The 10,697-nt window shown below is 63.1% G+C and carries 11 protein-coding genes; 4 read left to right on the plus strand and 7 right to left on the minus strand.

Annotation, left to right across the window (positions count from 1 at the left end; translation table 11 throughout):
- Positions 1 to 129: 129 nt before the first annotated feature.
- The 5 genes from QCE83_RS14510 to QCE83_RS14530 are packed head-to-tail and all read right to left on the minus strand — an operon-like array spanning position 130 to position 4,199.
- Positions 130 to 603, minus strand: coding sequence for a MaoC family dehydratase (locus QCE83_RS14510; RefSeq protein WP_309811841.1), 474 nt, complete (start codon positions 601 to 603; stop codon positions 130 to 132).
- On the minus strand, positions 600 to 1,793 hold the full coding sequence (locus QCE83_RS14515; RefSeq protein ID WP_309811844.1) for a CoA transferase: 1,194 nt from the start codon (positions 1,791 to 1,793) through the stop codon (positions 600 to 602). The genes QCE83_RS14510 and QCE83_RS14515 overlap by 4 nt, the downstream gene beginning before the upstream one ends.
- 27 nt (positions 1,794 to 1,820) lie before the next feature.
- The gene (locus QCE83_RS14520; RefSeq protein WP_309811845.1) at positions 1,821 to 2,984 is read right to left on the minus strand and encodes an acyl-CoA dehydrogenase family protein; all 1,164 of its coding nucleotides are present in this window, start codon (positions 2,982 to 2,984) and stop codon (positions 1,821 to 1,823) included.
- Positions 2,981 to 3,769, minus strand: a complete 789-nt coding sequence (locus QCE83_RS14525; RefSeq protein WP_309811848.1) for an enoyl-CoA hydratase/isomerase family protein — start codon at positions 3,767 to 3,769, stop codon at positions 2,981 to 2,983. Before QCE83_RS14525 ends, QCE83_RS14520 begins: the two co-directional genes overlap by 4 nt.
- 4 nt (positions 3,770 to 3,773) lie before the next feature.
- Positions 3,774 to 4,199, minus strand: a complete 426-nt coding sequence (locus QCE83_RS14530) for a MaoC family dehydratase (protein ID WP_309811853.1) — start codon at positions 4,197 to 4,199, stop codon at positions 3,774 to 3,776.
- A 323-nt stretch (positions 4,200 to 4,522) separates the two neighbouring features.
- On the opposite strand from QCE83_RS14530, the gene QCE83_RS14535 reads away from it, so the two are divergent.
- From QCE83_RS14535 to QCE83_RS14545, 3 genes are read left to right on the plus strand one after another with little or no spacing between them, the layout of a single operon-like run.
- Entirely contained in the window at positions 4,523 to 5,557 is a 1,035-nt protein-coding gene (locus QCE83_RS14535; RefSeq protein ID WP_309811856.1) for a TRAP transporter substrate-binding protein, read from the plus strand.
- A gap of 50 nt (positions 5,558 to 5,607) precedes the next feature.
- Entirely contained in the window at positions 5,608 to 6,141 is a 534-nt protein-coding gene (locus QCE83_RS14540) for a TRAP transporter small permease (RefSeq protein WP_309811858.1), read from the plus strand.
- Between the two features lie 18 nt (positions 6,142 to 6,159).
- Positions 6,160 to 7,431, plus strand: a complete 1,272-nt coding sequence (locus QCE83_RS14545) for a TRAP transporter large permease (RefSeq protein WP_309811861.1) — start codon at positions 6,160 to 6,162, stop codon at positions 7,429 to 7,431.
- Between the two features lie 48 nt (positions 7,432 to 7,479).
- Here QCE83_RS14545 and QCE83_RS14550 read toward each other — a convergent pair whose 3' ends face one another.
- Positions 7,480 to 8,523 (minus strand): PHB depolymerase family esterase, encoded by a 1,044-nt coding sequence (locus tag QCE83_RS14550; RefSeq protein WP_309811864.1) that lies wholly within the window; start codon positions 8,521 to 8,523, stop codon positions 7,480 to 7,482.
- A gap of 31 nt (positions 8,524 to 8,554) precedes the next feature.
- On the minus strand, positions 8,555 to 8,971 hold the full coding sequence (locus QCE83_RS14555; RefSeq protein WP_309811866.1) for a CopG family transcriptional regulator: 417 nt from the start codon (positions 8,969 to 8,971) through the stop codon (positions 8,555 to 8,557).
- 398 nt (positions 8,972 to 9,369) lie between these two features.
- Here QCE83_RS14555 and QCE83_RS14560 point away from each other — a divergent pair, with 398 nt between their 5' ends.
- The gene (locus QCE83_RS14560; RefSeq protein ID WP_309811868.1) at positions 9,370 to 10,692 is read left to right on the plus strand and encodes an autotransporter strand-loop-strand O-heptosyltransferase; all 1,323 of its coding nucleotides are present in this window, start codon (positions 9,370 to 9,372) and stop codon (positions 10,690 to 10,692) included.
- Positions 10,693 to 10,697 lie beyond the last annotated feature (5 nt).

Genomic DNA, 10,697 nt, shown 5'->3' on the forward strand with positions numbered 1-10,697 from the left:
TGTCTCCTCCGGTTGGCGGCGCTTGTGGTGCGCGCCTGCCAGCAAGCCCGGCATGTCCGGGTCCCTGAGCGAGTTTAGCCGCGCAGGTTCCCGCACGTTACTGGCATTTACACCATGCGACGCACGTATTCACGCCGCGACATGGCGCGCCATCATCTCCTCGTCGAAACGCAGTTCCTTCAGGGCCGACAGCCCGCTCAACACGACGCGTCCCTGCTGGTTGCGCACGGTGGTATCCATGACGAGAATGCGCTTCGCAGGCTTCTTTTCGACGACGCAAACGTTGATCGTCACCGTATCGCCGATATACACCGGCCCGATGAAGCGCAGTTCCTGCCCGACATACGCAAAGCCCGGACCGGTGAGCTGCGTGTGCGCCGCCGAGACCAGCGCGGCCGTCAGCAGTCCGTGCACCACGCGGCGTCCGAAGGGCGAGCAGCCCGCGAAGGCATCGCTCATGTGCAGCGGGTTCAGGTCGCCCGACAGATGGCCGAAGGCATTCACTTCTGCTTCGGTGACCGTATGCACGATGACCTGCGTGCGGCCGATCTCGGCATCGTCGAAGCGCAGCAGCGCCGGCCAGTTGTTCGGTTCTGCGCTCATGCTTCTCTCCTCGATGTCAATGCAATGCCGCCTTCGACATAAGCGTCGATCTCTTGCGGCGTATAGCCCAGTTCCGCGAGCACCTCGCGGGTGTGTTGTCCCTGCTTCGGAGGATGTCGGCGCAGCGCCGGCGCCGCGCCGTCGTAGCGCACCGGATGCGCCAGCACGCGGACCGGTCCCGCTTCCTCATGGTCGAAAGACAGGATCATCTGGTTGTGCGCGACTTGCGCGTCGTGCTCGACCTGTTCGTAATCGTTGACCGGCGCGAACCAGATGTCGTGTTCCTCGAAGGTATGCATCCATTCGGCGGTGGTGCGGGTCTTCAAGGTGTCGTACACGAGGCGATTGATCTCCTCGCGCCGCAACACGTTGTCTTTCGGATGCGTGAACTCGGCAAGCGCGGGACACGACAGCGCACCCGCGAGCTTCTGCGTCGGCGTGAGCGACATGGCGATATAGCCATCGCTCGTCTGATACACCCCATACGGCGCGGGATGAAAGCGGCTGCCGGTGGGCGGATGCGTGCGCGCCCACAGCGGCCCTTTGTTCATGTAGTACGTGAACGGTTCGATCTGCAGATCGAGCGCGGCATTGAGCAGATTGCTCTCGACACGCGTGCCCACGCCCGTGCGTTCGCGCGCCTGCAACGCGGCGACGACGCCGAAAGCGGCCAGCACGGCGGCGTGCTGATCGACGATGGCGGAGCCGACCGGCGTCGGCGGCGATTCGGCATCGCCGGACAGCATGGTCAGGCCGCTCATCGCCTGCAGCAGCAGATCCTGGCCGGGCCGCTTCAGATAGGGGCCGGACGAACCATAGCCGGTGCAGGAGCAGTAGACCAGACGCGGGTTCACCTCATGCACCTGCGCATAGCCGAAACCCATCTTGTCGAGCACGCCGGGCCGATAGTTCTCGATCAGCACGTCGGCTTCGCGAATCAGCTTCCAGACGATCTCGCGCGCGGCTTCCTCGCGCAGATCGAGCGAGATGCTGCGCTGATTGCGGTTGCCGAGCAGAAAGAACACGCTCACGCCTTCGACGAACGCATCCGCGCCGGTCCAGCTGCGTTCGAACGCGCCGCCGGGCGGCTCGATCTTGATGACGTCGGCGCCGACATCGGCGAGCATCTGCACGGCGGCCGGGCCTTGCAGAAAGTGCGTGAAGCTCAATACCTTGATGCCTTCCAGCATAAACACTCCCCTCGGTTTCGCGCGCGTTCAGGCAAGCAAGGTGCGCGCGATGATCATGCGTTGGATTTCCGATGTGCCTTCCACGATCTCGAGCACCTTGGCATCGCCGAATGCGCGGGCGACGGGAAACTCCGCCATCACGCCGTAGCCGCCGTGGATCTGCAATGCCTGGTGCGCGGCCTGCATCGCGCGTTCGCTGGCGAAGAGCTTGGCTTGCGATGCCTGCGTGTCGAACGGCGCGCCTGCATCCTTGAGCGCGGCGGCGTCGTAGAGCATGAGACGGGCGGCATGCGCGTCGGTGGCCATGTCGGCGATCTTGAATTGCAGACCCTGGAACTCGGCGATGGCCCGTCCGAACGCACGCCGCTCCTTCATGTAGGCGATGGAGCGGTCGAGCGAACCTTGCAGGATGCCGAGCGCGAGTGCGCCGATGAGGATGCGGCCCGTGCTGATCTGCGCGAGCGTCTGGCGCAGGCCCGCGCCGCGTTGGCCGAGCAGATGATCGGCGGGAATGGCGCAGCGCTCGAAGAACAGTTCGTGCGTGATCGACGCGCGCCAGCCGATCTTGCGCAGCTTGCGTCCACGGTGATAACCCGGCGTCTCCTGCGGCACGATGAAGCTGGAGATCTCCTTGCGGCCATCGGGACGCGTGCCGGTCACGGCGGCGATCACCGTAGGACCGCCGATCTCCGTGCCCGAATTGCTGATGAAGGTCTTGGCGCCGTCGATGATCCATTGTTCGCCATCGAACACCGCGCGCGTGCTGATGTTCGCCGCATCCGATCCGGCATCCGGCTCCGAGAGCCCGATGGAGCCGATCTGCGTGCCATCGAGAATGGGCTGCAAAAAGCGGGCTTTCTGTTCGGTCGTGCCGTAGTTGTTGAGCAGGCTCGCGACCGTCGAGTTGGCCATCAGCGCGTTCGCGACCGCGCAATCCACCCGCGCGAGTTCTTCCAGCACGATGACGAAGGAGAGCCAGTCGCCGCCGCCACCGCCGAAGGCTTCGGGATAGGGCAGGCCGGTGAAGCCGAGTTCGCAGGCCTGGCGCCAGAGCGCGTAGGGAAAGGCCTCCTGTTCCCAGAGCGTCTCCGACTGCGGCGCGATTTCCTTCTCGGCGAAGCGTCGCACGGCTTCGCGGATCATCGCGTGCTGCTCGCCGAGCCAGTGAGGTTGCTTGAGCGTGTCTGTCATGACGTCACCGTTGCGGCGGACTTGCGCGCCATGAAGTGCCGCAAGCCGGCGCGCGCGCCCTCGCTTGCGAAGTTGACCGCATAGTGCGCGGCTTCGAAATCGAGGCCTGCCGCAAGCGGCAATTCGCCGGCGCGGTTCAATGCGCGCTTGGCCATTTCGAGCGCGAAGGGATCGAAGGATGCGAGCGTCGTGGCGAGTTGCTGCACTTCGTCGAACAGCACTTCCGGTGCGGCGAGCGCGTGGATGAAGCCGAACGCCTCGCACGCTTGCGCCGAAAAGCGCTTGCCGCTCATGATGAAACGCTTGGCGCACGCCGGCCCCATCTTCGCGACGGCGAGTTGCGTGCCGCCCCAGCCGGGCATCGTGTTCAGCGTGATCTCCGGAAACGCGAAGCTCGCACTCGTCGATGCCACGATGAAGTCGCATGCCAGGGCCAGCTCGAAGCCGCCGCCGAGCGCGTAGCCGTTGACCATCGCGATGGTCGGCTTCGCGCATTCGTGCACACGCAGCATGACGCGCTGACCGGACACCATGTCGCGATACGCGGCAGGACTGTCGAGCGAGCCGAGCCGTTCGATGTCGTTGCCGGCCGCGAAGGCCTTCGGCCCGCTGCCGGTGATGGCGATCACTCGGGTGGCTGCGTCGGCGAGGGCGTCGTCGAGACCGGCGTCGAGCGAGGCGAGCATCTCCGGCGTGAAGGCGTTGAGCTTGTCGGGGCGATTGAGCGTCAGGACACGCAGCGCACCATGCTGCGTTGCAAGAACGGGAGGCGGACGGTTCTGCATGGCGTTACAGCACTTTCAGATAGGTCTTTCCCGAAGCGACCACCACGCCGTCCTGACGCGTGACGTCGGCGGCGAAGATGCACACGTTGCGCTCCTCGTCCTTCTCTTCGAGCGTGAGACGCGCGGTCACCGTGTCGCCGATGAACACCGGCGCATTGAAGGTGATGTCATAGCGATACGACACCGCGCCCGGGCTGGGCGCCTTCTGGGCCATGAGACCCATCACGGTGGAGAGGAAGCCCACCGACAGACAGCCCTGCGCGATGCGCTTCTCGAAGCGCGTGCCCTTCGCGTATTCCTCGTTGAGATGCACGGCATAGAAGTCGCCGACGATGCCGGCAAAGCCATAGATGTCGTACTCGGAGACGGTCTTGGCGAAGTCGGCGGTGTCGCCGATCGCATAGCAATCCATATGGGGGCGTTTGGCCATGTCGATGGGTCTTCTTGAATGGTTGGCTGAACGCGGCGTCATGCGTTGCGGTACGGCGCCGTCAGCGTGGAAGTCACTTTAAAGAGGCGCCTCATTCAACGGGTAGGACGGTTCACGCGATCTTTTGGACTTTTTTGCAGCACGCCGCGCGAACGGCCGGGGGGCCGTTAAAAAGTCCAAGAAATCCGAAGACTGGTCCTAACGCACCCTTGCAGCGATCACAAATACTTGCGTCAACCCGCCAGCCTGCTCGCACTTTGTGATCACCATCGGGCGATGCGAGGCACACGCAAGGCGGTGCCCATATCGAGCAAGGAGACAACATGAGTTCGCTTTTCAAGGCGCAGGGCATGCTGCGCGCAGCGATGAGCGCGGCGCTTGCCGCGATGTGCGTAACGGCATCGTCCGGTGCGATGGCGCAGGACAAGGTCGTGATGAAGCTCGGTCACACGCTGGCCCCCGACAACCACTATCAGCTCACGGCGCAGGTGTTCGCGAAGGAAGTCGCGGCGCGCACGCATGGTCATGTGGAAGTCCAGTTGTTTCCGCAGTCGCAGCTGGGCGGCGAAGTGCAGATGACCCAGGCCCTGCGCACCGGCACGCAGGATCTGATGATCTCCGCGCAGGCGCCGATCGACAACACGATCAAGCAATGGCAGATCTTCGACATGCCATATCTCTTCTCGAGCATGGACGAAGCGAACAACGTGCTGCAGGGACCGGTCGGCCGCAAGTATCTCGACATGATGAAGCCGGTGAACATGGTCGGTCTCACGTGGCTGGCGGTGGGCGAGCGCAATCTCTTCACGACCAAGCGGCCCGTGACGTCGCTCGCGGACATGAAGGACCTCAAGGTGCGGGTGATGCAGAGCCCGGGCTATATCGCCGGCTACAAGGCGCTGGGTGCGAATCCGACGCCGCTCGCCTATAACCAGTTGTTCCTCGCGCTGTCGCAAGGGCTCGTGGATGGCGCCGATACGTCGCCGGAGCAGTTCGTGCAGGACAAGTTCTCCGATGTCGCCAAGCACTTTTACGTGACGCACGTGAACTATCTGCCGGTGGTGCTGGCGATGAGCAAGGCATCGTGGGACAAGCTTTCGCCCGCCGATCAGAAGGCGTTCCAGGAATCGGCGAAAGTGGCCGCCGACTTCGACCTGAAGGAATACAAGCGTGAATACGACGCCGCGATCGCCACGATGAAGGCGAAGGGCATCCAGGTGACGGTGGTCGATACGGCGCCGTGGCAGCAGGCCACCAAGGCCGCGCGCGACGAACTGGTCGGCAAGATTCCCGACGGCCCCGCGCTCTATCAGGAAATCAACGCGGCCAAGCAGGCTTCGGCGGTTGCATCAAAATGAAGGATGCGAACGGCGGCAGTGGCTCCAACCCGGCATCGGAGGCGACACCCATGGAGAAGCTCGCGCGCGGCCTGATGTGGATCGACGACATCGTGCTGAAGATCAATCTGTTCGTCTGTAGCTGTCTGCTGCTCGGGGCGGTGATCGTGGCCGGTCTCGGCGTGATCTTCCGCTTCGTGCTGCATGATTCCCTGTCATGGTCGGACGAGGTGTCGGCCTACCTGTTCGTGTGGCTCACGTGTCTGGGCGCGGCGGCCGGTGTGAAGCTGCGCGCGCATCCGGAAGTGCGCGTGCTGGCCGACCGCGTTCCGGCCGTGGTCGCGCCCTTGCTCAAGGACTTCACGGACTGCGCGATCCTCGCACTCGGTGCGGTGTTCGTGCTGTACGGCACCGACATGCTCGAACTGATGGGCACCGAAACGGCCACGTCCATTCCGATTTCGATGGTCTATCCGTATCTCTCGATACCGCTATGCGGTGCGTTGCTCGCGTTTCATTCGCTGGTGCGCATCGTGGTGTCGCATCTGGCGCCGCAGGCGCAGTCCGATGCGGCGCTGGTCGAGGGCGTGTCCGATCATCTCTAGATCTCCAGGATAAACATCATGTGGGCAATCGCTTTTGGAGCAGGGCTGCTCGGGCTGGGCGTGCCGGTGGCCATCTGCATCGGCATCGCGGCGACCATCGCGCTTTCGGTGAACGGCACGCCGTTGCTGGTCATTCCGCAGCAGCTGTTTTCCAACCTCAATAACGTCGGGCTGCTGGCTATTCCGTTCTTCATGCTCACCGGCGCGATCATGGACTCGGGCGGCGTGTCGAAGCGCATCATCGAGTTCTCGCAGGCGCTCGTGGGTTTCATGCGCGGCGGCATCGGGCAGGTGACCATTGTCGCCAGCATGTTCTTCGCGGACCTGTCCGGATCGGCTACCGCGGATACGGCGGCCATCGGCTCGGTGATGATTCCGGGGATGGTGAAGAAGGGCTATAACCGGGCGTTCGCGGTGGCGTTGCAATCGGCGGCGGGATCGCTCGGGCTGTTGTCGCCCGTGTCGATGAGCATGCTCGTCTATGCCTACACGGCGAACGTCTCGGTGGGCACGATGTTCATCGCGGGCATCATCCCGATGCTGCTCGTGGTCGCGTCGTTCATGATCGTCAACTATGTGACGGCGGTGAGGAACGATTACAGCGCCGTGGAGCCATTCGACGCGCGCAAGCTCTGGACGACGTTCCGCGAGGCCTTCTGGGCACTGCTCACGCCGGTCATCATCCTGGGCGGAATTCTTGGCGGGATCTTCACGCCGGTCGAAGCAGGGGTGGTGGCGGCGGTCTATGTCACGCTGGTGAGCGCTTTCGTGTTTCGCACGCTCAAGCTGTCGCACTTCAAGGACATCCTCGTGCGGACGTCGGTGAATACGACGCGGGTGTCGTTCCTGCTGGGACTCGCGTTCGTGCTCGGGCGCTATCTCATCGAGGCGCAGATTCCGCTGCATGTCGCGAACAGCTTCCTCGCGGTGACGACCAGTGCGATCGTTCTGCTTATCCTGATCAATCTGTTCCTGATCGCGGCGCACACGGTGCTGGAGACGATATCGAGCATCGCGGTGGTGATCCCGGTGTTCTTGCCGCTCGTCGTGCAGATGCATATCGATCCGATCGTGTTCGGCGTCATCGTGCTGATCAACTCGGCTATCGGCATCAACCTGCCGCCGATCGGCTTCTGCCTGTTCACGGCGGCTTCGATTGGCGGCGTGTCGGTCGAGAAGGCGACCAAGGCTATCCTGCCTTTCATTCTGGCGCTGGTCATCGACCTGCTGTTGATCATCTTCTTCCCGCATATTCCCCAGTTCCTGCCGCATCTGGTGGGGGCGAAGTAAGCGCGGGACAGTGGCGCGGGGCATGGGTATGTCCCGCGGTTTGCACTGTCACTCAGCCTTTCGCGGATGATTGAGGAAGAAGCGAACCATCTCGGCGCTGGCGTCGGGGCCGGACGGATCGGTGTAGCTGCCGTTCGACGAACCTCCGGCCCATGCATGCGGCGCTCCGTGGATCACCCATAGTTCGGCATCGGCGCCCGTTTGCGACGTCAAGATCCGGACCGTGTGTTTTCTTGCGCTCGATGCACCATCGATCATCACTTCGCTTGCCGAGAACTCGCGTACCAGTTCGCTGGCGTTGGTGAGATGCACGGTTACATCGGCATCGCCGTGAAAGACGATCAGCGGGCATGAATGGCCGGTTTTTCGGGCGTTGGAGCGCGGCTTGCCACCGCGCATCGCCGCCAGCGCCGACGGCAAGTCATGCGCGCAACCCACCGGCAGACCCGAGTGGACACCCGCTGCCGCATACAGGTCAGGATAGGTTTGCGCGAGAACGGCCGCCATCGCGCCACCGGCGGAGAGTCCCGCTACGTAGACCCGCTTCGGATCGATGCTGTGGTTCGCCATGATCTCGCGCGTGATGCCCGCAATCAGTGACGGCTCTCCCTTGTCGCGCTGCTGATCCGAGGGCTTGAACCAGTTCCAGCATTTCGATGCGTTCGCGCTTTGCGGCTGAACCGGATAAGCGACGACAAAGCCGTGCGTTTCGGCAAGTGCGTTCATCCGGGTGCCGGCTGCGAAGTCGTCGGCGTCCTGGGTGCAGCCGTGCAGCATGATTACCAGGGGTAAGGGTTCGCCGTGAGGTAATGCGGGAACGTAGAGTTTGTAATCACGCTGACCCGCCGCGCTGACATGACGTAGGGTGCTGAACTGCCCTTGCTGTCCGGTCTGCTCGTTGCCGGCGCGGCGTCGGGGCTGCAAGAGGTCGGCGAAACCTGTCGTGTCGGTCTTGTCTCGCGCATCAGCCACATCCGTCTTTTCACCATGCATGGCGCGCTTGACGACCTCCGCGGCCGCCGCAGGATCATTGCTGCGAAAGAGGGCGAAGGCCTCTTTCATCGAATCCAGAAATCCGTCGTTGAGTTTCATTGTTCTTCCGTTAGCAGGAAAGTGGAGAGCATCAGCGGATGCGATCCGACAATGCGGCCTTGACCGCAGCGGACGCATGAAGCGCGCCGCGCACCAGGATGGAGTCGATCGCGGCGAGCGCGAGTTCAGGCGAGACATCCGATGCGATGCTCGCGAGGCCCAGCACCTGAATCCTCAGCCGCTGGTTGGCGGCGCATGCCGCTTCGAGGTCTTGCTTCGAAAAATGCTGAAGTCCGAGGACCAGTTCGCGGCGCGTCACGGTGTCCTTCACGGCCGGGGCGTGGACGGCGAGCTGGTTGCGGATGGCCGTGCGAATCAGGTCCGTGCGGTTCGAGTAAAAACCTTCTTCGACCAGCAGATCGATCTGCCCCAGATCGACCGGGCCAAGATTGATGGTGATCTTTTCGGTTTCGCTGCCGCGCGAGCGGTCCAGCGTCTCTTTGCTCATCTTGAAAAATCCTCCCGTTTCCATCCATGTGGATGGTATCGGGCTGGTTTCAAGAGGTGGTGGAACGGTTTTTTGAGTTTTCCAGGACACTCCGCACCGCGAGCGTCCTCAAACGACTCCTTCAAGCAAGATTTACCGTGACTGAAAGTAATTTTAAATAAAACCAGAAAACATTCTTCAGGACCCAAATTACCTGCCGTTAAGAAACTGGCCTAGCGTTCCAAGCCGGTGCACGGCGTCGCGAGGCGGTCACGAATTCCCGAGTTCTCCCTTTGCGACGCCGTTGCAAGCCAGGCCCAGACATCTCGCATCTCGTGCTGTACCGCCGCATAGTGATTCAACGTGTTGTACCGGTCAGGAGCCATCGTCCCGAAGGTCTTTGAGAAGGCCTGCGGTTCATGTCCGACTCCTTGCCTTCGATGACCGCCTCGATCCCCCACGACATCCTCGCCGTCCCCGCTGCCGGCGACACGCCGCCCGTCGCGGCCGTGCCCGTGCGCCTCGTCTCCACCAACGGCACGCCCAAGCCGCCGTTTCCGCTGCCTGCTCCCACGCCGACCCAGGACGCGGGCCAGGGCGTGCGCTTCGACTTCAACGACGGCTGTCGCGTGACGCTGCCCGAAGGCGAATGGCATGTGGTCCTGCGCGACACGGAAACCGGCAACGTGCTGTTCGAGACGGACATCGGCGCGGGCGCGGTGACGAGCGGCAAGAAATATTTCGTGCCCTTCGAACTCGAAGTGCAGAAACGCGGCAAGGATGCGGACGCGGCCATCCTGCATCGCTACGACGCGAAGGATCGTGAGGTGCTGATCCAGTTTCCGGTCGGCACGCTTGGCGACCTGATGGGCTGGTTTCCCTACGCCGTCAAGTTCCAGCGCAAGCATGGCTGCCGCCTGACGTGCTCGATGTCCGCGCTGATCGCGCCGCTGTTTCGCCGCGCCTACCCTGAAATCGAATTCATCACGCCGGAGGAAGTGGATCCGGCGCGCTACTACGCGACCTACAACATCGGCCTGTTCTTCGACGACGAAGCGCACACGCATCAGCCGGTCGACTTCCGGCATGTCGGCTTGCATCGCACGGCGGGTCACATCCTCGGTGTCGATCCCGAAGAGATGCGCCCCGAGATGGTCCTCGCCGATGAATCGCGTCCGATCGAAGAGCGCTATGTCTGCATCGCGGTGCAGAGCTCGACCCAGTGCAAGTACTGGAACCACCCGACCGGCTGGCGCGAGATCGTCACGTTCCTGAAGGAAGCGGGCTATCGCGTGATCTGCATCGACCAGAAGGCGACGCACGGTTCGGGACTCGTCTGGAACCACATCCCGCACGGCGCGGAAGACCAGACCGGCGACCGGTCGCTGGAAGAGCGCGCGCGCTGGCTGAAGCATGCGGACTTCTTCGTCGGCTTGTCGAGCGGACTGGCCTGGCTCGCGTGGGCGTGCGGCATCCCGGTCGCGATGATCAGCGGCTTCACCCACGAGAACAACGAATTCGCCACGCCTTTCCGCGTGATCAATTACCACGCCTGCAACGGCTGCTGGAACGACGTGCGCCATCGCTTCGACCACCAGGATTTCTTCTGGTGTCCGCGCCACAAGGACACGCCGCGTCAGTTCGAATGCACGCGCCTCATCACACCCGAACAGGTCCGACGCACGCTGCGCCGCATCCCGGGCTTCGGCGTGGGCCTCGAGCCTGTCGCGCTGCAAGCCTGATCGAT

It is taken from the genome of Caballeronia sp. LZ034LL (genome assembly GCF_031451215.1).
In the GTDB taxonomy this organism is placed as follows: domain Bacteria; phylum Pseudomonadota; class Gammaproteobacteria; order Burkholderiales; family Burkholderiaceae; genus Caballeronia.

What these genes read in the sequence shown, in the direction of transcription:
- QCE83_RS14510 (WP_309811841.1), bottom strand. Translation starts at nt 603, where the DNA reads ATGAGCGCAGAACCGAACAACTGGCCGGCGCTGCTGCGCTTCGACGAT.
- QCE83_RS14515 (WP_309811844.1), bottom strand. Translation starts at nt 1,793, where the DNA reads ATGCTGGAAGGCATCAAGGTATTGAGCTTCACGCACTTTCTGCAAGGC.
- QCE83_RS14520 (WP_309811845.1), bottom strand. Translation starts at nt 2,984, where the DNA reads ATGACAGACACGCTCAAGCAACCTCACTGGCTCGGCGAGCAGCACGCG.
- QCE83_RS14525 (WP_309811848.1), bottom strand. Translation starts at nt 3,769, where the DNA reads ATGCAGAACCGTCCGCCTCCCGTTCTTGCAACGCAGCATGGTGCGCTG.
- QCE83_RS14530 (WP_309811853.1), bottom strand. Translation starts at nt 4,199, where the DNA reads ATGGCCAAACGCCCCCATATGGATTGCTATGCGATCGGCGACACCGCC.
- QCE83_RS14535 (WP_309811856.1), top strand. Translation starts at nt 4,523, where the DNA reads ATGAGTTCGCTTTTCAAGGCGCAGGGCATGCTGCGCGCAGCGATGAGC.
- QCE83_RS14540 (WP_309811858.1), top strand. Translation starts at nt 5,608, where the DNA reads ATGGAGAAGCTCGCGCGCGGCCTGATGTGGATCGACGACATCGTGCTG.
- QCE83_RS14545 (WP_309811861.1), top strand. Translation starts at nt 6,160, where the DNA reads ATGTGGGCAATCGCTTTTGGAGCAGGGCTGCTCGGGCTGGGCGTGCCG.
- QCE83_RS14550 (WP_309811864.1), bottom strand. Translation starts at nt 8,523, where the DNA reads ATGAAACTCAACGACGGATTTCTGGATTCGATGAAAGAGGCCTTCGCC.
- QCE83_RS14555 (WP_309811866.1), bottom strand. Translation starts at nt 8,971, where the DNA reads ATGAGCAAAGAGACGCTGGACCGCTCGCGCGGCAGCGAAACCGAAAAG.
- QCE83_RS14560 (WP_309811868.1), top strand. Translation starts at nt 9,370, where the DNA reads ATGTCCGACTCCTTGCCTTCGATGACCGCCTCGATCCCCCACGACATC.